We start from the raw sequence: 23,691 nt of genomic DNA, 5'->3' as shown, positions 1-23,691 counted from the left end.
ATAAGTATATACATTATACCGTATGATAAGTATTAGAAACCTCTCTTCTTTTTCCTGATGACAGTAAAGGGATCTCATTTACATATTTTATAGTAATAATAGCATCTTTACCAAAATAAGACATAAATTCTTCTAACATTTTTTCTTCATTAACCTTTTTATCTGTATTTAACTTAATCATGTACTCTTTTTGCCCATGCTGAACGAGCTGAAATTGTCTAAAATCTCCATATTTAAAAAGCTTATAAGAAACATGGGAAGGAATAATTTCTCCTTTGGTATTATAAATTAAATCTAATTTTCTTCCTCCTATTCGACTAAGATACGGTGCATTGTTTTCATCTACTTCCATAATCCCTACATCACCTGTATCATATCGTATTAATGGCATTGCATAATTATAAAGATCTGTGATTACAATTCTACCTAATTTTCCATTTTGAATCAGTACATCTTTATTTAAATCAAAAATCTCTACATAATAGCTTGCTGAATTAATTAAAAAAGATTTTTTTCTAACAAAATCTTCCTGCGCTATTATTCCATTTTCATTATTAGAATATCTTGATAGTGGAGAAACTCCAAAATATTTTTTTAAAGCATTTCTGGTATATTCATTAAGTGTTTCTGATATTGTAATAATAGAATCTACTTTAGCATCTATTTTTTCTGATTTTGTAGCATCCAAATAGCGGCATATTTTTTCATAAGCAGATGAATACCCTATAAAGCTTTTATGATTAGAGTCATTTTTCAATTCATCTAAGAAGCGTTTAATATCACTGTCGCTAAGTTGAAAAACACTCTGAGGTATTATATTTTTCCACCATAGAGGAGATAATATATTTGGTTTATAATTTTCTGGCCAAATTTTTATATATATAAGTCTTTGACCTATTTTATACCCTGCTTTATTAGAAAAATATAAATTGTCACTGGTATTTCGACATCTCTTGTGTTTATCTTGCATGATCATAAATGGGGCTCCCGTAGATCCACTAGTACTTACTTTAACACAACTTTTTTTAAGATATTTTGAGGATCGAAAAGATTCAAAATTATGCTTAATCAAGTTTTTATTAATTACAGGAAAATCATCTATCGATTTAAACTCAGCATATTTTTGATAATAAGACGTAGAGGTAGTTGCATGAGATAAAATAGCTTTTAAATATTTATTTTTCTTTGTTTCATATTCCAAACTGCCAGAATTCTCTAGAATTTTTTTTATATCACTGTACTCTTTTTTGATCTTACTACCCTTAAGGGTATCAAATAACCAAAAAAATACTGCTCTAACAACTTGTAATAACTCCATCTTTATCTTCTTTTCATTTACTTAAAGACAATTCTAATATTACGAATAAGCGCCTCATATGAGCTTCATTAAACATTTATTAAAGATAAGTTATTTTTTCATAAAAAAAAGTTAAATAAGATATGTAAAACCACCTAAAACTTATTAAATTTTCATTTTAAAATATAAGATAGCATGATTTTTAAAAAAATTAGTTTAAATTTTAAATCTCCATTACATCTCTAATAGATATAATGGAGATAAGCCAAAATTAAAAAATCAATCTACTTTTTTAATTTTCCCCATACCATGATGATTCAATTCTGTAGTTTTAGCCCCTCCTTTATAATATACACTGCCAATACCTGAAGATGTGATACTTATTTCTTTTTGGGCATTTACTTCTACCTTTCCAATACCAGAATTATTAACTTCTAATTTTTGAGTTATCAGTTTAAAAGCTTTTAGCGCTCCTGTACCATTATTATCAAGGGATACTTCTGTAACTTTTCCTTCTAAAATCAAATTACCAACCATAGTCACTTTGGTATTTAATTTTTTACATTCTAATTCTAAAAATGTATTTCCGACACCTGATACCTTTACATCTAATTCATTTAAAGAGAGTTTCGATTTTGTTTTAACATTCCCTACTCCTTTTATTTCTAATTTTGTTACATCTTTTAGAGTTACATAAACATTCATTTTGGTTTTCTTTTTTATGTTCACTCCTTTTTTCCAACCTAAAATCAATGTTTCTCCTTGATTTTTAACAACTACAATATCCTGCAAATTTTCATCAGTTTCTACAATCACTGATTCTTTTTCTCCTTGATTGAGATATACACTATAAACACCTTTTATTATAATTTCATTAAAAGGAGACACTACTCGCTCTTTTGATATAACATTACCATTTCCTTTTAATTTATTCTGAGCAATTACCGGATTAATAGTAACTAAAAAGAATACTGTATATAGTAATACTAAAAGTTTATTATGTGTTTTCATTTCGATATATTTTAATGAATATTATTTTTAAATAGCTTTGTGTACTATCTAAAGATAAATTTTTATTGCTATTGTTACAGTTTACAAAATTTAAAATTCTTTTAATCTGATTAAACTTTGAATACAACAAAAAAATCAATCATAAACTGATACCATTGATTTTTATTTATCATCCTATAAAGCTTATAATATGACATTTAACTAAAAAAGTTATTCCGTTTTTAAAAAGCAAAATAGCATACATTAAAAATCATGGTTTTGACTTATATCTGAAAGTGAGATTAATAAAAAATGCGCAGTCTTAAAAAAAGACTGCGCATTTATAATATGGTAAGTATTATATACTACTTCTTATTTTACTTCTTCAAAATCTACATCTTCTACATCACTGTTTTTAGAATCTTCATTAGAAGACTGATCTGCGTCAGGACCAGGTTGTCCACCTTGTTGTGCTGCTTCTGCTTGGGCCTTATACATTTCTTCACTAGCAACTTTCCATGCTTCATTAATTTTATCAAGAGCAGGGCTAATTATTGCTAAATCTTTAGTCTCATATGCTTTTTTCAATTCTTCTAAAGCTTCTTCAACTGGCTTTTTCTTGTCTTCAGATATTTTATCGCCAAATTCTGCTAATTGTTTTTCTGTTTGAAAAATCATTCCATCAGCTTCATTCAATTTATCTGCAGTCTCTTTAGCTGCTTTATCTGCTTCAGCATTTGCTTCTGCTTCTTGCTTCATTTTCTCGATTTCTTCTTCTGTTAATCCAGAAGAAGCTTCAATACGAATATCCTGAGATTTATTAGTTGCTTTATCTGTAGCAGAAACTTTAATAATACCATTAGCATCGATATCAAAAGTTACCTCTATCTGAGGTGTACCTCTCTGCGCTGGTGGAATTCCATCTAAATGAAAACGACCAATTGTCTTATTATCTGCTGCCATAGGGCGCTCTCCTTGTAACACATGGATTTCAACTGATGGTTGATTATCTGCTGCCGTAGAGAATACTTGTGATTTCTTTGTAGGAATCGTTGTATTAGCTTCAATAAGTTTTGTCATTACATTCCCCATGGTTTCTATACCTAGAGAAAGTGGAGTTACATCTAATAATAATACATCTTTAACATCTCCTGTTAATACTCCTCCTTGGATTGCTGCTCCAACAGCAACAACTTCATCAGGATTTACTCCTTTACTCGGTGATTTTGAAAAGAATTTTTCTACCGCTTCTTGTACTGCGGGGATACGTGTAGAACCTCCTACAAGAATTATTTCATCGATATCACTAGTCGATAATCCTGCTGATTTAAGAGCGGTACGACAAGGCTCAATAGTACGTTTTACTAAATCATCAATTAATTGATCAAATTTAGCTTTCGTTAGTGTTCTTACTAAATGCTTAGGTCCACTTGCAGTAGCCGTAACATAAGGTAAGTTGATTTCTGTTTGTGGAGAAGATGATAATTCAATTTTTGATTTTTCTGCAGCTTCTTTAAGACGTTGTAAAGCCATTGGATCTTTTCTTAAATCCATATCTTCCTCACTCTTAAACTCTTCTGCTAACCAATCAATAATTTTTTGATCTACATCATCACCTCCTAAGTGTGTATCTCCATCAGTTGATAGTACTTCAAATACTCCATCTCCTAATTCTAAGATAGATACATCATGAGTACCTCCACCAAAATCAAATACTACGATTTTTTGATCTGTTCCTTTTTTATCAAGACCATATGCTAATGCTGCCGCAGTAGGCTCATTAATAATTCTTTCTACTGTAAGTCCTGCTATTTCACCAGCTTCTTTAGTTGCCTGACGTTGTGCATCATTAAAATATGCAGGTACTGTTATCACAGCTCTAGTGATATCCTGACCAAGATAATCTTCTGCCGTTTTCTTCATTTTCTGAAGTGTCATTGCAGATAATTCTTGCGGTGTATACAGACGTCCGTCGATATCCACTCGTGGTGTATCATTATCTCCTTTTACAACTTTATAAGCTGCTCTTTCCGCTTCTTTAGAAGATTCAGAGAATTTATTTCCCATAAACCTCTTAATAGAAGAGATAGTCTTAGTTGGGTTAGTAACCGCTTGACGCTTTGCTGGATCTCCAACTTTAATTTCTCCTCCTTCTACAAAAGCAATCACAGAAGGGGTAGTTCTCTTACCTTCGGCATTAGGGATTACTACAGGCTCATTACCTTCCATTACAGAAACACACGAGTTGGTTGTCCCTAAGTCTATTCCTATTATTTTACTCATTTCTTATACTAAATTGTTATACTAAAATTCATAATAATTTACTGCTGTTAAGTCAATGATTATGCCATTACGAACTATCTGACAGGATGTCATTATGATTATTATATCGATCATATTTATATACCCAAAATACAAATCATAAAACATAATTTAAGTATACTTCAAAAAATAAGTTTTTTTGTTTCCAAAAAACTATATTTACCTCCGAAATTTTATCAATATCAAAAATTATGGAATGTATTAGTGTTTTTGACATGCTAAAAATAGGTGTAGGTCCTTCTAGCTCTCATACATTAGGTCCTTGGCGAGCAGGAAGACGATGGATAGCTGAATTAAAACAACAAAAAATATTTGAGTCTGTATCTAGTATTACAGTAGATCTTTTTGGTTCTTTATCTTTAACTGGCAAAGGACATGCTACAGATATTGCTGTAATTTTAGGGCTATGTGGATATGACCCTCAGACTATTGATGTCCTTTCTATTTCTTCTATTGTTGATAATATAAAAACTTCTAAAAAACTTTTATTTAATAATGTATTAGAGGTCACTTTTGATCCTGAAAACCATATCATTTTTAATAAAGAATTCAAAGAGTTTCATCCTAACGGTATATCATTTCATGCGACTTTAAAAGATGGGCAGAATATAACATCCACTTTTTACTCTATCGGTGGTGGTTTTGTTGTAAAAGAAGAACGAAAAAGAAAAGAGAAAAAACTTTCTGCATTTAAAGAGTTCCCTATGCCTATACAAAAAGGTACCGATCTTTTAGCATATTGTGCTTCTAATAACAAAAAAATATCTGAAATTGTTCTCGAAAATGAACGTTCATTACATAGCGATACTGAGATTAATGACAGAATTGCACAAGTCTGGAAAGTAATGTTAGAATCGATCTATACAGGATGTCATACAGAAGGTACTCTCCCTGGAGGGTTAAATGTAAGGCGTAGAGCATATGACACGCACAAAAAATTAATAGGACCTACACCGTATACTACTCCTACAGAATGGATTGAGTCTATACGAAATACTGAAGTAAAATTCCGTCAGATATTAAAATGGGTATCTTGTTTTGCCTTAGCTGTTAATGAAGTAAATGCATCTTTGGGACGAGTAGTTACTGCTCCTACCAATGGGAGTGCAGGTGTAATTCCTGCTGTAATGATGTATTATATGGTTATTGAAAATCATGATGCTAATTTTGATGATGTAAAACAATTTATGTTAGTTGCAGGAGAAATAGGTAGTCTTTTTAAAAAAGGCGCTACTATCTCTGCTGCAATGGGGGGATGTCAGGCCGAAATTGGGGTTTCCTCTGCAATGGCAGCAGGAGCATTAACCGAACTCATGGGAGGAACACCCGAACAAGTTCTAATGGCTAGTGAAATAGCAATGGAACATCATCTGGGTTTAACCTGTGATCCCATTGCTGGATTAGTTCAGATCCCTTGTATAGAAAGAAATGCTATGGGAGCCATAAAAGCTATTAATGCTTGCGAAATGGCATTAGACACTAATGCAGCAAACGCTAAAGTTCCTTTAGACAAAGTTATTGAAACCATGTGGGAAACTGCTCAGGATATGAATACAAAATATAAAGAAACTAGCGAAGGTGGTCTAGCTGTAAAAGTAAGTTTAAGTGATTGTTAAAAACAACACATTAATCATTTAATTTAGACATATATTCTAATGATTAAATCTAACAATACTAACCTATTACCAATAATCACTTGCATCCTTTTTTAAATCTGGTATCCGCAATAGCTATAATTTTCCAAGTATTACCATCATTAAACAGTTGAAATATATTTACTCCACAATGACTAAAAGTATCGTTAATATAAAACTCATATGGAGTCCATGCATTCGCTATTACAGAATCTGCTTCAATTCTAAATGCTAACAAACGCTCGTCCCATTTTTGATCTTCAGGTCTATTTTTGATAGCAGTTAGAATTTTTTTTATATCAGATTTAACTGTCTTTAGTTTTCCTTCTTTAGTTTTTATTATGGTTCGTACTGCTATATTTCTATCTATTGTAGTTTTTATTTTAACAGTATCACCAGTATGAAAACCTTCAAAAAAATTTAAAATAGTTTGTTTCACTTCTTTTTCCTCCTTTTTTTGGGAAAAAACGTTATATGAAAGCATTATAATAACTAATATTAATATTTTATGCATAATGTTCTTTATTATTGAAATTGAATAGGTATAAAAATAATGCTTTAATTATTTCTTATAAACAAAATAATAGAAAATCAAAAATAAATTACACTTGCTACAAAATCGGTAATTGATTACATTAGCAATCCTAAAAAAACAAATAAAATGTCTACAGCAAAAAAAGACTATAAGCGAGTTACCGTAAAATCTCTTATAGAGATGAAATCTAATGGTGAAAAGATATCCATGTTAACGGCTTATGATTATACCATGGCAAAAATTGTTGATGGTGCCGGAGTGGATGTAATTCTTGTTGGTGATTCTGCATCTAATGTTATGGCTGGTCATGAGACTACACTTCCAATTACATTGGATCAAATGATATATCATGCTTCATCCGTAGTTCGTGCAATTGATCGTGCCTTAATTGTTGTTGATTTACCTTTTGGAAGCTATCAAAGTGACCCTAAAGAAGCTTTACGTTCTGCAATTCGTATTATGAAAGAATCCGGAGGGCACTCAGTAAAACTAGAAGGAGGAAAAGAAGTAAAAGAATCTATAAAAAGAATTCTCAATGCAGGAATCCCTGTTATGGGACATCTAGGACTTACCCCTCAATCCATCTATAAATTCGGTACTTATACTGTACGTGCCAAAGAAGAACGAGAAGCTGAAAAATTAAAAGAAGATGCTTTAATGCTACAAAAAGCTGGATGTTTTGCTATTGTCTTAGAAAAAGTCCCTGCTAAATTAGCTAAAGAAGTAGCTGAAAGCCTTACGATACCTATTATTGGTATCGGAGCAGGAAATGGTGTAGATGGACAAGTTTTAGTAACACATGATATGCTAGGGATGACCCATGAGTTTAATCCTCGTTTTTTAAGACGTTACCTAGATTTATACTCAGAAATGACCAGTACTTTTAAGCAATATGTTGCAGATGTAAAATCAATTGATTTCCCTAATGATAATGAACAGTATTAGTTAGTTGTTTGTTTAAAAAAAAATCAATTATCTTATTTATAAAAAATTGATCAAAAAAATTACCTCAAATAAAAAAAATCTTCAAGTTCTTTATGAAGATAATCATATCATTATTATCAATAAACGATCAGGAGATATCGTACAAGGTGATAAAACAGGTGATAAACCTTTAAGTGAAGTTGTTAAAGAATATATTGCTGAAAAATATAATAAACCTGGTGCTGTATACTTAGGCGTTGTACATCGATTAGATCGCCCTACAAGTGGGATTATAGTATTTGCCAGAACAAGTAAAGCTTTACCTCGACTTAATACTTTATTTGCAAATAAAGAAGCTAAAAAAACATATTGGGCAGTTGTAAAAAATCCTCCTTCAAAAAAGTATGACAAATTAACACATTGGTTAAAACGTAATCCTAAACAAAATAAGTCGTACGCGCATGTAAACGAAGTCCCTGATAGCAAAAAAGCTATTCTGGAATACCAACAGATCAAAAAATTAAACAATTACTACTTGTTAGAAATTGATCTTCATACTGGTCGCCATCATCAGATACGATCTCAACTTTCTGCTGTAAACTCCTATATTAAAGGAGACTTAAAATATGGTGCCGATCGTAGTAATAAAGATGGAAGTATCCATCTACATGCTCGTAAATTAACTTTTATGCATCCTGTAAAAAAGGAACAAATAACCATTATAGCCCCTCCTCCAACTGATGCTATTTGGGATGATTGCTTGATCTAGTTTGTAATTTACTTATAAGCCCTTATGCTCTCTATTACTACAGATGTTAAAATTAACACACCACCTATAATAGTAGAAAATACAGGAATTTCTTTTAAAAAAATCATTCCTATGATAATACCATATACGGGCTGTACACTACTCATAATACTAGCTGTAGTAATTGAAAACCGTTTAAAACTCACTAAAAATAGTGTGTGCCCAATAGCAGTGGTCAACAATGCTAAAGTTAACATAGGTAACCATTGATTTTTTATATCAGTAGCATCATCTATTGTAAATATAAAAGGAAGCAATAAAACACTTATAACTACTAATTGATACCACATTAATACTGAACCATTATAAACTCCAACTTTAGTTTTCATAATAAGATTACGTAATGAGTAACATAAAGCTGAGAATACTCCTAAGGCTACTGCTTTTGTGTACGAATTACTAAAATCTAGATCAGGAACTAAAAAATAAATCCCTACAAGTACGAGTAATGCTAAAAACAAATGAACTTTTAAAAATTTTGTTTTTAATAAAATTGGCTCTAGTAATGCTGTAATAACTGGATATGTAAATATAGAGAGCATACCAATAGCGACATTAGAAAGCTTTAAAGCATAAAAATAAGTAATCCAATGCGCTCCCATTAATACACCACTTATAGTAATAGTAAGTCTATCTTTATGCATCACATTAAAAGAAATTCTCTTCCATTTACAAAATATAAAAAGTAATATTCCTGCCAAAATTGCTCTAATTCCTATTGTTACAGGTACAGGCATATCTATATACCTACCTAAAGCTCCTGATGTACTAATCAAAAGCATTGCGAGGTTTAATTCAAGAATGTTACGGAGGTGTGTGTGTGTTTGCAAAAATTAGTTTGTTTTAATAATGAACCACAAAAATGCTTAAACTTTATAAAATATACCTGAAAAAATATTTTATTTATTTTATCTGATCATTTTAATAAAGATACTATCTATCGTACAAGTCCTTTAGCCTTTTCTTTAATAATATCGGCAACTGGTCTTCCTTCGATATTACTCTCTAACCAAGAAAGAATATCTAAATATAAAAAAGCTCTTTTTTCATAAGGGTGATCCTCATACTGTTTAAGTCTCATATGAAGTTTTTTAAACTCACTCTTTATCTCATGTGGGAAAATATCTCCTAAATTTCTCAAAAATTTGATCATTTCTTTTTGTACCTCATGTAAATCATCCATTTTGATTAAAAAACGGTATGTCTCTTTCAGTTGGCTCTCTAAATGATAATCCATCCCTGCCTCATAATGTGCTACTAAACTCAATACTCTCGAAAAGCACATTAAATCCTCTCTCATCTTTAGGGATTTATTATTAATAATCTTAGCAAGATATTCTATACATTTTTTATGATTGCTCATACCAAAATACAAACATCCTATTTTGTAATAAAAAACCATAATATGATGGTCATCAATACGGTTTTTAAACCCTGAGATTTCTTTGAGAATATCTTCTACCAGATATTCTCCTTCATCAAAACTCCCTTCTAAAAAGTGGACATTCAACTTATTATTATAGACAAATTGAAATGATAAAACTTCTATATTATCATCTTTAGGAAACGTAGGTTCTGCTATTGTTTTTTCAAACTCTTCTAACCTTAGTTTTAATTGTGTTTTATCTTTTATTAAATATAAAGACTCTAACAAATAATGATTTCCTCTAAGAAAAAATACTGGATTTTGTATAATCATTTTTGGATGTTCATAAAAAAGAGTTATCCACTTCTTTGAATATTTATAACATGACAAAAAATCCTGAACAATAAAACTATACCATAGATGCGCCTTATACAACCAAAGTTTTTCTCTAAAACCAAGCATAGTCCACTCATATTTTGGCAGTTTACTATTAAAATACTTAGTAACTATACGATGCTCTTTGTCATTTCGTACATAACCGCTCTTTAACATTAAACCATACAACTGTAAGGACAAATTAGATAACTTACTTGTTAACACATTCTTAACACTAAGTATTTTAGCTTCTACAGTTAACTCATCTGCTCTATTATTAATACTTCTTGTTATATATTGTGTTTCTATAATTTTCTCAAATTCTACTATTTCATAAGCAATATTATGTTCTTCGTTTTCCTTTGCTAAAATTTTTGCTTTTTCTAATATCTTAAGACTTTGTTTATATAATCCTTTATGATACAAGATAGAAGCAAAATCAAGTTGCTCTCGTATTTGTGATCTTATATTTTTGTGTAATGGGCTTAACCTAAGGCTTACTAATATTTGTTTATATAAATGTGCCTTAAGATTAGAAAGTTGCTGTTTGGTAACAATTTTTTTTGAAACAATAAGATTTTCATCCAATGCATCACTCTTATCTAAATGATTAAAAAGAGCCAAAAATTTAGAATCTGTATTAACTCCTAGTCTTCCAACATATACCTTAAATTGTCTCTTTTCTGATTTAGAAAGTGATTTAACCAAAACAAATAAAGGATCTTTTTGATCATTAGTCATTGTAAGAAAATATATTATAATTAGCTTATTTACAGTAAATTACGTTAAAATAAAAAGATTTCAGCGTTGTAAAACAAACAATCAAACCTCCTTCTTTTGAATTACCAAAATATAAATTCGTAAGTGATTAAAGAAACATCTTTTAAGAATATTTTGCAAAATGATGTTTTTAAATGCGATATCATAAAAAAAATCATTGTATTCCTATGAGCAATAATAAAATTCAAATATTCGATACAACTCTTAGAGATGGAGAACAAGTCCCTGGATGTAAATTAAATACACAACAAAAACTAATCATTGCACAACAGTTAGATCTTTTAGGAGTAGATGTTATAGAAGCAGGATTTCCTGTCTCTAGCCCTGGAGATTTTACTTCGGTAAATGAAATCGCAAAAATTGTAAAAAATGCAACGGTTTGTGGACTTACTAGAGCTGTGGAAAAAGATATTAAAACTGCTGCTGAAGCATTACAATATGCTAAAAGACCAAGAATACATACTGGTATAGGTACTTCTGAATCTCATATTAAGTATAAATTTAATTCTACTCAGGATAAAGTAATCGAAAAAGGGGTTGCTGCTGTTAAATATGCAAAATCCTTTGTAGAAGATGTGGAGTTCTTTGCTGAAGATGCAGGTCGTACTGACAATGAATTTTTAGCTCGTGTCTGTGAAGCTATGATCAAAGCTGGAGCTACAGTATTAAACATTCCTGATACTACTGGATATTGTTTACCAGAAGAATATGGTGCCAAAATAAAATATCTAAAAGAAAATGTAAAAGGGATAGATAATGTCATTATTTCTTGTCATTGTCATAACGATTTAGGATTAGCGACAGCTAATTCTATTGCTGGAGCAATGAATGGTGCACGACAAATAGAGTGTACTATTAATGGTATTGGTGAGCGTGCAGGTAATACTGCTCTAGAAGAAATCGTGATGATCATGAAACAACACCCATACTTAAATCTAAACACAGATATCGATTCTAAATTATTATATCAGACAAGTCAAATGGTATCTGATCATATGGGTATGATGGTACAACCAAACAAAGCTATTGTTGGTGCCAATGCATTTGCTCATAGCTCAGGAATACATCAGGATGGAGTAATTAAAAATCGTGAAACTTATGAAATTATTGACCCCGCAGAAGTAGGTGTTACAGAATCTGCTATTGTACTTACTGCCAGAAGTGGTAGAGCTGCACTAGCTTATAGAGCTAAGAAGGTAGGATATGAATTAACCAAGCTTCAATTAGATGATGTGTATTCAGAATTCTTAAAATTTGCTGATCGTAGCAAGGAAGTTATGGATGAGGATATACATCAAATCATGAAAAATACAAATGTAGTAGCTGCTATTGCATAAATATTATCATAAATACCATTTATTTAGGTTCAAAAAAATAATTAATGAAAAAAACCTTATTCGATAAAGTTTGGGATGCACATGTCGTAAAAAAGACTGAAGATGGTCCTCAAATATTATATATTGACAAACACTTGATACACGAAGTTACCAGTCCTCAGGCATTTGAAGAACTAGAGCAGCGAGGAATCCCTGTGTTTAGACCAGATCAAATTGTAGCTACAGCAGATCACAATACCCCTACAGAAAATCAACATCTTCCTATAAAAGATGAGTTATCAAGAAATCAATTAGAACGATTAACCGAAAACTGTAAAAAAAATGGTATTACCCTATACGGGCTTGGTCATCAATATAATGGTATTGTTCATGTAATGGCACCCGAATTAGGGATTACTCAACCAGGAATGACAATGGTTTGTGGCGATAGTCATACCTCTACCCACGGAGCCTTTGGAACCATTGCTTTTGGTATAGGAACCAGTCAGGTAGCACAGGTTTTTGCTAGTCAATGCTTATTACTTCAAAAACCTAAAAGTCTTAGGGTAAATGTTAACGGACAATTACGACCAGGTGTTTTACCTAAGGATGTAATTCTGTATATAATTGCTAAACTAGGCACTAATGTTGGTACTGGATATTTTTGTGAGTATGCTGGTAATGTATTCGAAGATATGTCTATGGAAGGACGTATGACTGTTTGTAATATGAGTATTGAAATGGGAGCTCGTGGAGGAATGATTGCTCCAGACGACACGACTTTCGAATACATCAAAGGAAAAGAATTTGCTCCTTCAGGAGCAGAATTTGATAAAAAAGTTGCTTATTGGAAAACGTTACCCACAGATAAAGGTGCACTATTTGATAAAGAATATCATTTTGATGCCGCAGATATTGAACCTATGATTACTTATGGTACTAATCCTGGAATGGGAATTAAAATATCAGAAAATATCCCTTCAGAAAATAACCCTTCATTCGAAAAGTCATTAGCATATATGAACTTTGAAAAAGGACAATCTCTTATTGATCAAAAAATTAATTTCGTATTTATTGGAAGTTGTACCAATAGTAGAATCGAAGATTTTAGAATTGCGGCAAACTATATTAAAGGAAAGAAAAAAGCTACTAATGTAACAGCTTGGTTTGTACCTGGATCACAATTAGTTGCTAAGCAAATTGCAAAAGAAGGATTAAAAGAAATTTTTGAAGAAGCAGGTTTTAAACTTCGTCAACCCGGATGCTCTGCATGTTTAGCTATGAATGATGATAAAATTCCTGAAGGAGAATATTGTGTTTCTACATCTAATAGAAATTTTGAAGGTAGACAAGGGCAAGGTGCCAGAACAATTTTAGCTAGCCCTCTAATTGCAGCAGCAACAGCCATAGAAGGAAAAATCATTGATATTACTAAACAACAATTAAACTAATTATGGATCCGTTTATAAGACTAATATCCTCTGCTATACCATTATCTATAGAAAATGTAGATACAGATCAAATCATACCTGCACGTTTTTTAAAAGGAACTAGCCGCAAGGGGTTCGGAGAAAATTTATTTAGAGATTGGCGTTATCATAAAGATGGTAGTATAAATAACGATTTTGTACTAAATGATACCACCTATAGCGGTAAAATATTAGTAGCAGGAGATAATTTTGGATGTGGATCTAGTAGAGAACATGCAGCATGGGCTATTGATGACTATGGCTTTAATGTTGTTGTCTCCAGTTTTTTTGCAGATATTTTTAAAGGAAATGCTCTTAATAACGGAGTATTACCAATTCAGGTAACCCCAGAATATCTTCAAGAATTATTTAATGAAATAAAGAAAGATGCCAATACACAAATCGAAGTAGACCTACAAGCTCAAAAAATTACTCTTATAGCTACAGAATCCTCTGCTTCATTTGAAATCAGTTCTTATAAAAAAACTTGTTTGATAAATGGTTATGATGATATTGATTTCTTAATCAGTAATACATCAGAAATAGAAGAATTTGAAAAGGCACAAGTATAAATTATTAAAATCAAATAACTAATCCTGTTTATACAAAAACATAAAAGATAAAGTAGTAAATTAACAGGTAAGTTTGAAATAAAAATATAAAAATACATGAAACTAGATATTGCAGTATTATCAGGAGACGGTATTGGACCAGAAGTTACCGCGCAAGCAATCAAAGCACTAGAAGCTGTCGCTCATAATTTTGATCATTCTTTTATTTTTAAAGAAGGGTTAGTCGGTGCTATTGCAATTGATCAAACAGGAAATCCTCTACCAGATGAAACACTAGAACTTTGTGTCAATACAGATGCTGTATTATTTGGAGCTATTGGTGATCCTAAATATGATAATGATCCCAGTGCACCTGTACGACCAGAGCAAGGATTATTAAGGCTAAGAAAGGAATTAGGGTTGTACGCTAATATCCGTCCTGTAAAAGCATATCCAACACTAATTGATAAATCTCCTCTTAAACGAGAGATTATTGAAGGAACAGATATCTCTATTTATCGTGAGTTAACAGGAGGTATTTATTTTGGAAAAAAAGAAATAAGTGACGACGGTAATGTTGCTTCTGACCTTTGTGAATATTCTAGAGAAGAAATTGAGCGTATTTCTCATCTTGCTTTTAAAGCTGCTCAGAAAAGAAGAAAAAAACTTACCCTTGTAGATAAGGCTAACGTATTAGAATCTTCTCGATTATGGAGAAAAGTAGTAACTGAAATTGCTACATCTTATAGTGATGTAACATTAGATTTTCTATTCGTTGATAATGCCGCAATGCAAATGATTCTAAACCCTAGTCAGTTCGATGTTATTCTTACAGAAAACATGTTCGGGGATATCATCTCTGATGAAGCTAGTGTAATAGGTGGATCTATCGGTCTTTTAGCCTCTGCTTCTATCGGAAATACATGTTGTATGTTTGAACCCATTCATGGATCATACCCCCAAGCAACAGGAAAAGGAATAGCCAACCCTATTGCTGCAATATTATCTGCTGCAATGCTATTAGAACATTTTAATTTAATAGGAGAAGCTAATGCAATCAGAGATGCTGTAGAAAAGGCATTAGAACTAAACATTACTACTCCTGATTTAAACACTAACAATCCACTTTCTACAGAAAAAGTAGGAGATTTTATAGCAGATTATATCTTAAATCCCGAAGATTCTAATCTTAATTTTGAAAATATACACGTAGGACAATCTACGATTATATAAAATTGTTTTTAACAATGATTCTGTTTTGTTTGAAGCAATCAAAGATGTATTTCTTTGGTTGCTTTTTTGTACTCTAATAAGTTGTTTTATTATCAAACAATTAAATAATCACCTAAAAAAAATAACCCAAGTCCATTATTAAATATACATTAACAACATGTTTTTTATTATAACGTAATAGTACTCTCCATATATTTGTACCATCCTACCCTTTTTATTTATCTATAAATTGTGTTCTCTTTTAGTGTTTATTATAAAAAAATCACTTCTTTTTCTATGCATTTTAATATCATTTTTTAAACGTTTTAGAGCAAACAACTACTAATACTTCTTCAGAAAATGTTGGGATTAGAACGAAAAACCATTAAGCTCACTTCATATTTCCTCTAGCCCTTTTGGCGGTTCTCTTAACAGCAAGCACCACTCCTAATCTGGGGGTTTTAATTGGTGAAGCTATTAGAAAAAAATAGAAAAACTTACCTTGTATACGATTCTGTAACAAAAAGAGAGCACAGAATTAAAAACTATTCTTCAAAAAATATTAGAAACTAAAGAATAACAAATTTAATCCTATTTATAAGAGTAACATTTTTAATTAATATAACGTACACTATAAAACAAAGTAAGATATCTTTTAGTGTAGTTAAGCTTTTGTATAATAAGAAATTAATTACTTGAAAAGCTATGATAGAAAATATCATAGCTTTTTGTATTTTACAGAACTATATACTCCTTAAACAGCTTTGATGAATATTAGAAATTTCATAGTACTCTTTTTTATAGTTATACAATCTATAACCGCACAAAAAATTACATGTTCAGCAAAAGATAAAACGCTTTTTACAGCAAAAATAACAGCACTAAAAAAAACATATACTCCACAATCAGATTTTGGAAAAACTATAGTCTCGGTAGGGAAAACATTTTTAGGAACTCCCTACGTAGCTAAAACCTTAGAGATAGGAAATAAAGAATCTATAGTAGTTAACCTTCAGGGATTAGATTGCACTACCTATGTAGAAAACGTATTAGTCTTTAGTCTAATGCTTAGAGATCATAAATACGATTTTGAAACCTATATTGCTTATTTAGAAAGACTACGGTATAAAGATGGAAAACTAGATGGGTATACATCTCGTTTACATTACTTCTCTGAATGGATTATCAATAATGAACAAAAAGGAATTATAAAAAATAGTACTGGGGCTATTGGAGGTATCGAAATTGAAAAAAAGATCAATTTTATGAGTACACACCGAGATTTATACCCTTTCCTAAAAGATGACAAAAACTATAAAAAGATACAACTATCAGAAAATACGATTAGTCAATTTCCATTATGCTATCTTCCTAAAGGTGAAATCAAAGAAAATGAAGCCAATATTCTATCTGGTGATATTATTGCACTAACAACTTCTATCAAAGGATTAGATATCACTCATACAGGAATTGCTACACGAGAAAAAGACGGACGAATCCATTTATTACATGCTTCATCAAAAGGTGAAGTAATGATTTCTAAAGCACCACTAGTTGATTATCTAAAAAAAATTAAAAACAATACAGGTATTATCATCAGTAGAGCATACTAAGTAAAATATAAATGTTATTGTAAAACGAATCTCAAATTAGTTTTATAAGGCTCTAAAAGTTAACTCAATAGTCATCGTATTCTTTTGTAAAACTAAACCTAAATCTCTAACTTAGTAGAAAAAAGAAGATGTTATTTCCTAGAACAAACATTGAACAAAAGCTCGACACATTACGAAACAAAGAATTTAATCCTTCAACTTGGAGAGTTCAAGTGTTTAAAATTTTTCAGCAAAGTGAAGTACATGAGAATAAAATTTTGCAAAATTTAAATACTGCTACCTCTATATCTAAAAATAGTTTTGATTTTAATCAATTAGAAACTCAAAATATATATCATCTGAATCAAATCAAAAAAATCTGTATCGATTACAGATTACGGTTTTTAGATTCTAAATACTTTAAAGGAAAACTCCCCACATCTGCTATTACAGCTATTAAAGATCTAGAGAAAAAACATCAAACAGAATTAGTTGGGTTTAAAATTATAGCTCCTTCTAAATTATTTAAATTAGAAAATGCAGACGACCCCCTACTCTTTGCTCCTATTGGGAATGATTACTTTTATCTGATTCATAAATGGGGTAATGATTTACATCCGTTACGTAAACATATAATGTGGTTTTTTAAAAGTTTTGAAAATTTACTTATCTTAACTTTTTTAGTAAGTCTTATATTTACATTTATGATTCCTGATGGCCTTTTTACCAAAAATAGTACTGCTTCAACATTTATCATGATTCTATTTTTTATGTTTAAATCTGTAGCAGCTGTAGTCCTATTCTATGGTTTTGCACTTGGTAAAAATTTCAATACTGCTATCTGGAACAGTAAATATTTTAATGCATAACACATAACATATATGTTTCCAGAAAGCGAATACGAAAGAGTATATACCGGTAGTGTAATCAATGTTCAATTTATACAAACTCTTCTTAATGATCAAGGAATTAATTCTATCACTAGAGATGATATGAACTCAGGAATGATTGCTGGTTTTGGCGGAGGTATACCCAATCATATACAACTTTTTGTAAAGAAAACTAATTTAAAAGATGCGCGTAGTATTATCGAACAAAATTTATCTTAGAACCATGGAAAACAAAAATGAATCACCTCGAAAAACTTGGGATTTAATGATCGGAATTGCTCTCATTCTATTTGGGAGTTTACGACTTTATAATAGAATACAAACTGAAGTAGAATGGGATTTTAGATCTATCATCACTATAATTTTTATAGGATATGGAGGATATCTTATCTACAGATATTTCCAAAACACTCCTAGAGACTAGTCAATAAAAGTAATAATCATGAAATTGCTTTATTATTCGTGTAATAAATGATTATATTGGATGAAAAATCAAAAATAACAAACAATACCATAAAATAGTTTGTTATAGCAAATCATAGTGCGTGGGAAGAAAAGCTATACTAAAAGACAGAAAAGAAAAAAGTAAAAAAGTAGAACAATGGACATTGGCATTACTCCCTAAACTGAAGAAAGTAGATTTAGGAGAATTGACTATGGATGATATAGCTGTATTAATGAAAAAAAGCAAATCTACCATATATCAGTATTTTACTACAAAAGAAGAAATTTTTGAATATATCACTCAAGTAAGAATTGATTATTTATACAAATATAAAAATGAGATTACAGAAGACATTCTAAAATTGGATTATAGAGCAGAAAACTTTGGTCGTATTCTTATCGAGGGAACTAAAGATGTATCTTCATTTTTTTTAAAACAGTTAAAACAGCATTACCCAACAGCATGGAAAATTATTGAAGATTTTTTACATATGTTACTTAAAGATTTAAAACAATTTTATGATCTCGGCATAAAAAAAGGAATTTTTAAACCTATATCATCAGAGCTACTTACTAAACTTGATGAATATTTTATTATGCAGTTAATTACTGATGATAATTTTTTTAATAAAACGGAGGAAACATTAGAATCTATTATCAAAAATTATATGTTTTTAAAGTTCGAAGGGTTATTAAAACGATTTTAATCCCATATGAAGAGTTTAATTCCTAAAAAAAGAGCTTTGCTTGGATAGCAAAAAATCATTTTGGAAATATCGAGGTTGTTAAATCAACAATCTCGGAGCAAATTCATGAGGTATGCTTCCGAAAAAAATATTTTGATGTCGAGGCGAAATTAAACCCTCAATGAGGGATTAAACCTATAAAATTTTATAAAATAATAAACCTCACAGAATTTTATAATATCTGTGAGGTTTATTTTATGTTTTGAAAATTATCTAATTATAATTCTGTGTGTTACATCCTTTATATCATCGCCTAAGATTTTAACTAGGTATATTCCTGAATTGAGGTTACTGAAAGATATATTTTTTGGTGACTGATTTAATGTCCCTATTCTTCTTGTATCTAATAAACCTCCGGTTAAACCATATACCTCTACTATACCATTATTGATTACTCCTTCTGATGAAATTTTTATATTACCATCAGAAATTGTGGGATATACAACTGGGGGGGGTAAATTACTTTCTGGTTTTTCTCCATCAGCTATTACTACTTTTTCTGGTACTGCATTGATAGAACGTATTGCCCAACCAAAAGAAGTAAATATAGGGTCTGACACTAGCCTAAAACGTATAACAATAGTCTCTCCTTCTTTAAAAAAGTTTAATAAGTTAATTTTTTGTTCTTTAAACAATGCATCACTTATCGATGGAGAAGGATCAGAATTAAAAGTTTCTGTCCATTCAGGAAATCTCTGAGCATCATATATATCTAATGGTATCCATTTATCTAAATCACTAGAAGCCTCTATAGTTACATAATCATAAAATCTATTAGGTCTAGGGTCAAATTCTGTAATTGCAACATCCTCATAAGTAAAATCTTTATGAGTTGCAGATACTATAATTGGATGTTTTAAAACCGTATTATATCTTTTGTCATTTAAATATGGATGATCCGAATTATTAAGAACTGATTGAGATACTGTTTCATTAATCGTATTGATCACAAATTCTCCTCCAAAAGTGTAAACATCTGATGCTTTAAAGGTCTCTATAGAGACTAATGTTTCTGGTTTCATAAACTTGATAATATCAAAAGTTTTTGTAGAAAATACAGAAGTTTCTTTTTTACTATCTACTGCTTGCAACTCTACTATATGTTTCCCTTCTTCTATATTTTCAATGGTATACGTAAATTCTATACCTGGAGCAATATTATCTGTTATTGTTGCTATTTCTTTGCCGTCAAAATATACTATTATTGAATCAATATCATCATTTTCCTGAACATAAGTTACTGTTGCATTCTGATTTTCTACAGATTCCTGAGATACATTAACTATTGTTGGAGGAGCAAAATATACTGGTGGTTCATATCCATCTAACTCTCTAAGTGTAGCTGTCCAAATCCCTCTTCCATGAGTAGCCATAACTACCTGATTGTTCACTATTTTCATCTGCCAAACAGAAAATGCAGGTAGCCCTGCTAACATAGACCAATTCTTACCACCGTCTAACGTTTCAAAAACTCCTATATCGGTTCCTACCCAAAGCCTATTTTTATTAAAAGGCATTTCTACTAAACTATGAATTGCAACATCAGGAAATCCGCTATCCTCTGCTTTAGAAAATCCAGAAATATCTACCCAAGTTTTTCCTAAATCTTCTGTCTTTAATACTTTAGCCGCTCCTTGACCAGAGAACAAAGCATAAGCTCTATTTTCATCAGTAGGAGAAGTTTCTATTCCTGAAATAAAATAATTATGATTTTTACCATCTCTTGGATCTAAAAACCCGTTTGTCCCATCATAAGAAACTCCATTATTTACAGAAACATGTAATTTAAAAGATCCTGACTCTGTCATCGCATTCCCTGCCCATACTATATTTGGATTAGCAATAGATACAGCTACGTCTAAAGCACTAGAAGGTCTAGTTCCGACAGCATAGTTATTAGGAATTGATGTTAAACTCCAAGATTCAGCAAAATCAGTAGATCTCCATATTCCACTAATTGAAGGGCTAAAAAGAACATTAGGGTTATTATTAGAGTTTACAATTTTAGAATAGAATGGTGATGTTGCTGATCCAGATTCTCCATGTACCGCACTAAATGATTTACCATTTACATATCGTACAAAATTATTATGCTGAGAACCTCCAATATATTTGTTAGGGTCTTTATAATTCCACAATACTTCAAATCCATCGCCCCCTATAATAAAATTATATTTTGTTTCATCATTTGCTCCATTTTCTGTCTGTGATACCCATGTGCCATTATCCTGAGCTCCTGCGATATAATCTTCTGTTCCATTACGTTTGTCTGCCCCATAAAACTGAGTACAATTAAGTCCTACTGCAGAGGTTGACCAGTCATTAAGTGTGGTTCCTGGATCGCGTAAGTAATCTGTATGAAAGACTCCCCCATCATTAGCTAAAATTAGTTTAAATTTTTTCTCAGGAAATTTTGTAGTCCAAGTTAATCCATGCTGATCGACATGTACATAGTTATTCAACCCTCCTGTATATCCTGAAGCTATAGCTTTAAAAGTATATTTTAAAACTTTATTTTTTGTGTTATCATTTCCTTTTTTTGATCTTTTTCCTTTCTTTTTTATACTTACTTTAAATAAAGTTACGCCTCCTGCATAAAAAATATTTTCATCAAATGGATGTGCCATAAGAAGGTTATCATACCATCCCTGACCTGTGATTAAATTACCATCTGCAGGTTTTCCATCAAAACCAAGAAGTGTGAATGTTTTTCCAGCATCATCAGTCATATAAAAATCTGTATTTACTGCTGTAGTTGCATTACTCCCAGGGGTATATACAGAAATAAACACTTTATTAGGATTAGCTGGTGAAACATCTAGCTCAAAACGTGAATGATTAGAATTATAATCATTCCTATTCAATATTAACTCCCAAGTAAGCCCTCCGTCTATACTTTTTATTATTCCCACCTGATTAACTCCTCCGTAAAGTATATTAAAGTTGGTAGGATCGGGATTTAAATCTTGAACATTCCCTCCAGTATACGTATTTTGCCAAGTTTCTCCTCCGTCTTTAGTAATATAGATACCTTTACTACTTGCTACAACGAGATTATCCTCATCATCTGGATTTATAGCCAATCTTCCTATTCCTCCAAAATCTTTAGTATGATCAAGATAGTCCCAACTACGTCCTTCATTGGTGGTTTTTAAAATTCCTACTCCACCGATAGCATCTAAGTTATTAAAAGGTTCTCCTGTACCTACATATAATGTTCTGGGGTTCTTTTTACTCACTGCTACTGTAGATGTTGATAGATTAGGAACTTTATAATCAGTTAAATTTTCCCATGTTTTTCCGGCATCTTCAGTAACCCAAAGACCACCTCCTACTGTACCTGCATACCATTTATCATTATCATCAGGCGCTACAACAATACCACGAATTCTTCCTGGTACATTTACAGGACCTCTTTCTTTCCATTTTATGATTCTAGAACTTTTAGCTTTAGAAACACTTTTCATTGCTTTCTGATGTTCTGTCATTAAAAAACCATCTTTATATGTTGATTTTTCTGCATCAATAGGTTTTAAAAGACTAGCTTTATAATCTGCTATAATCTCAATACCCTTTTTCTTATTATGATCTTTTTTAGCTTTTCGTTTTTTAACAGTAGTAGTATTAGCTATAGTTACAGACTCTACTTTGGCGATCTCTTGTTTATTACCTGTAGTATTACAGGCTGTATAAGCCATTAATAAAAAAACTAATACAAATAGTTTCCTAAAATAAAATTTGTGTTTCATGAGTTAGTTATTTAATTTAATAATTGTTATCGAATTTTGATTATTTATCAGGAGAGCATCTTCAGGGTTTTCTGAAGTTGGTTTTTGCTCTATCCCAACATAAGAAGTAAGTTTTAATGATTCATTATCATACCAATCAATATCTGTCCCTCTAAAGGATCCTTTCTTAATAACTTCTCTTGTTTTTTTTGTATAGACAACATACTCAAAATAAATTGCTGGATCTCCTAATACCATATTCTTTCTTATAGAAAGTTCCATAGTCTTATCCCTATTTAGTTTTAAAACACTTGTGCTATTATTAATCATATGAGTTGTTGATTTTTCATTTCTTTTATCTCCTTTTTCTATAGTTTTACATTGAGCAAAAGAAAATACTGTTAAAATCAGAAAAAAAATAAGCACTATTTTTTTTGATAACATTATTCTAAAAATTTAAAGGATAAACGATCAGTTATTTCTATCAACAATTGATCAAAATTATTTTGACAACATTTCTATTATAAATGATTATCTCTTTTAAGTTAGGGGTGAAGATCTTTAGAGATATCAATAAATACACGTCATAATACGCTCAGCATAGCGTAAATATATTTTACCATATTCTTAATATTTTAAGAACAAAATAATATTTACACTACCAAATTATATCTTATTTACCAGACTTCATTATTTTTATGTTTTTTTTAAC

The 23,691-nt window shown here is 30.8% G+C and carries 20 protein-coding genes; 12 read left to right on the top strand and 8 right to left on the bottom strand.

Annotated elements, in window-relative coordinates; all coding sequences use genetic code 11:
• Positions 1–13 precede the first annotated feature (13 nt).
• From N456_RS05905 to dnaK, 3 genes are all read right to left on the bottom strand, one after another.
• On the bottom strand, positions 14–1,318 hold the full coding sequence (locus N456_RS05905) for a phenylacetate--CoA ligase family protein (RefSeq protein ID WP_062054900.1): 1,305 nt from the start codon (positions 1,316–1,318) through the stop codon (positions 14–16).
• A gap of 258 nt (positions 1,319–1,576) precedes the next feature.
• Positions 1,577–2,308: a head GIN domain-containing protein gene (locus N456_RS05900; RefSeq protein ID WP_062054899.1), complete on the bottom strand. Its 732-nt coding sequence runs from the start codon at positions 2,306–2,308 to the stop codon at positions 1,577–1,579.
• Between the two features lie 351 nt (positions 2,309–2,659).
• Positions 2,660–4,570 carry a molecular chaperone DnaK gene (gene dnaK, locus N456_RS05895; protein WP_062054897.1) on the bottom strand — a complete coding sequence of 637 codons (1,911 nt, stop codon included), beginning with the start codon at positions 4,568–4,570 and terminating at the stop codon, positions 2,660–2,662.
• Between the two features lie 230 nt (positions 4,571–4,800).
• Between dnaK and N456_RS05890 the strand changes: the two genes are divergently transcribed.
• A complete protein-coding gene (locus N456_RS05890) occupies positions 4,801–6,225 on the top strand; it encodes an L-serine ammonia-lyase (RefSeq protein ID WP_062054895.1) in 1,425 nt (474 codons plus the stop codon).
• 76 nt (positions 6,226–6,301) lie between these two features.
• Here N456_RS05890 and N456_RS05885 read toward each other — a convergent pair whose 3' ends face one another.
• Positions 6,302–6,757, bottom strand: coding sequence for a nuclear transport factor 2 family protein (locus tag N456_RS05885; RefSeq protein ID WP_062054893.1), 456 nt, complete (start codon positions 6,755–6,757; stop codon positions 6,302–6,304).
• 147 nt (positions 6,758–6,904) lie between these two features.
• Here N456_RS05885 and panB point away from each other — a divergent pair, with 147 nt between their 5' ends.
• Positions 6,905–7,723, top strand: coding sequence for a 3-methyl-2-oxobutanoate hydroxymethyltransferase (panB, locus tag N456_RS05880; protein ID WP_062054891.1), 819 nt, complete (start codon positions 6,905–6,907; stop codon positions 7,721–7,723).
• Between the two features lie 46 nt (positions 7,724–7,769).
• Positions 7,770–8,471, top strand: a complete 702-nt coding sequence (locus tag N456_RS05875) for an RluA family pseudouridine synthase (RefSeq protein WP_420834723.1) — start codon at positions 7,770–7,772, stop codon at positions 8,469–8,471.
• A gap of 8 nt (positions 8,472–8,479) precedes the next feature.
• Here N456_RS05875 and N456_RS05870 read toward each other — a convergent pair whose 3' ends face one another.
• Positions 8,480–9,340, bottom strand: coding sequence for a DMT family transporter (locus tag N456_RS05870; RefSeq protein WP_240315487.1), 861 nt, complete (start codon positions 9,338–9,340; stop codon positions 8,480–8,482).
• A gap of 107 nt (positions 9,341–9,447) precedes the next feature.
• Complete coding sequence (locus tag N456_RS05865; RefSeq protein WP_062054886.1) at positions 9,448–10,992, bottom strand: hypothetical protein; 1,545 nt, start codon at positions 10,990–10,992, stop codon at positions 9,448–9,450.
• Positions 10,993–11,198: 206 nt separating this feature from the next.
• Between N456_RS05865 and N456_RS05860 the strand changes: the two genes are divergently transcribed.
• From N456_RS05860 to N456_RS05820, 9 genes are all read left to right on the top strand, one after another.
• Positions 11,199–12,368, top strand: a complete 1,170-nt coding sequence (locus tag N456_RS05860; RefSeq protein ID WP_082422446.1) for a 2-isopropylmalate synthase — start codon at positions 11,199–11,201, stop codon at positions 12,366–12,368.
• A 44-nt stretch (positions 12,369–12,412) separates the two neighbouring features.
• Positions 12,413–13,798, top strand: coding sequence for a 3-isopropylmalate dehydratase large subunit (gene leuC, locus N456_RS05855; RefSeq protein ID WP_062054884.1), 1,386 nt, complete (start codon positions 12,413–12,415; stop codon positions 13,796–13,798).
• 2 nt (positions 13,799–13,800) lie between these two features.
• Positions 13,801–14,388: a 3-isopropylmalate dehydratase small subunit gene (gene leuD, locus N456_RS05850; RefSeq protein ID WP_062054882.1), complete on the top strand. Its 588-nt coding sequence runs from the start codon at positions 13,801–13,803 to the stop codon at positions 14,386–14,388.
• A 96-nt stretch (positions 14,389–14,484) separates the two neighbouring features.
• Positions 14,485–15,600 (top strand): 3-isopropylmalate dehydrogenase, encoded by a 1,116-nt coding sequence (gene leuB / locus N456_RS05845; protein WP_062054880.1) that lies wholly within the window; start codon positions 14,485–14,487, stop codon positions 15,598–15,600.
• Positions 15,601–16,346: 746 nt separating this feature from the next.
• Complete coding sequence (locus tag N456_RS05840; protein WP_062054879.1) at positions 16,347–17,192, top strand: N-acetylmuramoyl-L-alanine amidase-like domain-containing protein; 846 nt, start codon at positions 16,347–16,349, stop codon at positions 17,190–17,192.
• Positions 17,193–17,320: 128 nt separating this feature from the next.
• The gene (locus N456_RS05835) at positions 17,321–18,040 is read left to right on the top strand and encodes a hypothetical protein (RefSeq protein WP_062054876.1); all 720 of its coding nucleotides are present in this window, start codon (positions 17,321–17,323) and stop codon (positions 18,038–18,040) included.
• A 12-nt stretch (positions 18,041–18,052) separates the two neighbouring features.
• The gene (locus N456_RS05830) at positions 18,053–18,280 is read left to right on the top strand and encodes a putative signal transducing protein (RefSeq protein ID WP_062054874.1); all 228 of its coding nucleotides are present in this window, start codon (positions 18,053–18,055) and stop codon (positions 18,278–18,280) included.
• Positions 18,281–18,284: 4 nt separating this feature from the next.
• Positions 18,285–18,485 carry a hypothetical protein gene (locus tag N456_RS05825; protein WP_062054872.1) on the top strand — a complete coding sequence of 67 codons (201 nt, stop codon included), beginning with the start codon at positions 18,285–18,287 and terminating at the stop codon, positions 18,483–18,485.
• 121 nt (positions 18,486–18,606) lie between these two features.
• Positions 18,607–19,212 carry a TetR/AcrR family transcriptional regulator gene (locus tag N456_RS05820; RefSeq protein ID WP_062054870.1) on the top strand — a complete coding sequence of 202 codons (606 nt, stop codon included), beginning with the start codon at positions 18,607–18,609 and terminating at the stop codon, positions 19,210–19,212.
• 248 nt (positions 19,213–19,460) lie between these two features.
• Here N456_RS05820 and N456_RS05815 read toward each other — a convergent pair whose 3' ends face one another.
• Both N456_RS05815 and N456_RS05810 read right to left on the bottom strand, forming a co-directional pair.
• The gene (locus N456_RS05815) at positions 19,461–23,000 is read right to left on the bottom strand and encodes a hypothetical protein (protein ID WP_148639208.1); all 3,540 of its coding nucleotides are present in this window, start codon (positions 22,998–23,000) and stop codon (positions 19,461–19,463) included.
• A gap of 3 nt (positions 23,001–23,003) precedes the next feature.
• Positions 23,004–23,423, bottom strand: coding sequence for a hypothetical protein (locus N456_RS05810; RefSeq protein WP_062054866.1), 420 nt, complete (start codon positions 23,421–23,423; stop codon positions 23,004–23,006).
• Positions 23,424–23,691: the final 268 nt, after the last annotated feature.

Origin of the sequence: Aquimarina longa SW024 (genome assembly GCF_001401755.1) — a bacterium.
In the GTDB taxonomy this organism is placed as follows: Bacteria; Bacteroidota; Bacteroidia; order Flavobacteriales; family Flavobacteriaceae; genus Aquimarina; species Aquimarina longa.
Note: the sequence above shows the minus strand (reverse complement) of the source record. Positions and strands in the feature narration are given on the sequence as shown.

Excerpts from the sequence above, each read along its gene's own strand:
- N456_RS05815 (WP_148639208.1), bottom strand. The coding sequence starts at position 23,000 with ATGAAACACAAATTTTATTTTAGGAAACTATTTGTATTAGTTTTTTTA.
- N456_RS05810 (WP_062054866.1), bottom strand. The coding sequence starts at position 23,423 with ATGTTATCAAAAAAAATAGTGCTTATTTTTTTTCTGATTTTAACAGTA.
- N456_RS05905 (WP_062054900.1), bottom strand. The coding sequence starts at position 1,318 with ATGGAGTTATTACAAGTTGTTAGAGCAGTATTTTTTTGGTTATTTGAT.
- N456_RS05830 (WP_062054874.1), top strand. The coding sequence starts at position 18,053 with ATGTTTCCAGAAAGCGAATACGAAAGAGTATATACCGGTAGTGTAATC.
- N456_RS05840 (WP_062054879.1), top strand. The coding sequence starts at position 16,347 with ATGAATATTAGAAATTTCATAGTACTCTTTTTTATAGTTATACAATCT.
- N456_RS05900 (WP_062054899.1), bottom strand. The coding sequence starts at position 2,308 with ATGAAAACACATAATAAACTTTTAGTATTACTATATACAGTATTCTTT.
- N456_RS05890 (WP_062054895.1), top strand. The coding sequence starts at position 4,801 with ATGGAATGTATTAGTGTTTTTGACATGCTAAAAATAGGTGTAGGTCCT.
- leuD (WP_062054882.1), top strand. The coding sequence starts at position 13,801 with ATGGATCCGTTTATAAGACTAATATCCTCTGCTATACCATTATCTATA.
- panB (WP_062054891.1), top strand. The coding sequence starts at position 6,905 with ATGTCTACAGCAAAAAAAGACTATAAGCGAGTTACCGTAAAATCTCTT.
- N456_RS05865 (WP_062054886.1), bottom strand. The coding sequence starts at position 10,992 with ATGACTAATGATCAAAAAGATCCTTTATTTGTTTTGGTTAAATCACTT.
- leuC (WP_062054884.1), top strand. The coding sequence starts at position 12,413 with ATGAAAAAAACCTTATTCGATAAAGTTTGGGATGCACATGTCGTAAAA.
- dnaK (WP_062054897.1), bottom strand. The coding sequence starts at position 4,570 with ATGAGTAAAATAATAGGAATAGACTTAGGGACAACCAACTCGTGTGTT.
- N456_RS05835 (WP_062054876.1), top strand. The coding sequence starts at position 17,321 with ATGTTATTTCCTAGAACAAACATTGAACAAAAGCTCGACACATTACGA.
- N456_RS05860 (WP_082422446.1), top strand. The coding sequence starts at position 11,199 with ATGAGCAATAATAAAATTCAAATATTCGATACAACTCTTAGAGATGGA.
- N456_RS05825 (WP_062054872.1), top strand. The coding sequence starts at position 18,285 with ATGGAAAACAAAAATGAATCACCTCGAAAAACTTGGGATTTAATGATC.
- N456_RS05885 (WP_062054893.1), bottom strand. The coding sequence starts at position 6,757 with ATGCATAAAATATTAATATTAGTTATTATAATGCTTTCATATAACGTT.
- leuB (WP_062054880.1), top strand. The coding sequence starts at position 14,485 with ATGAAACTAGATATTGCAGTATTATCAGGAGACGGTATTGGACCAGAA.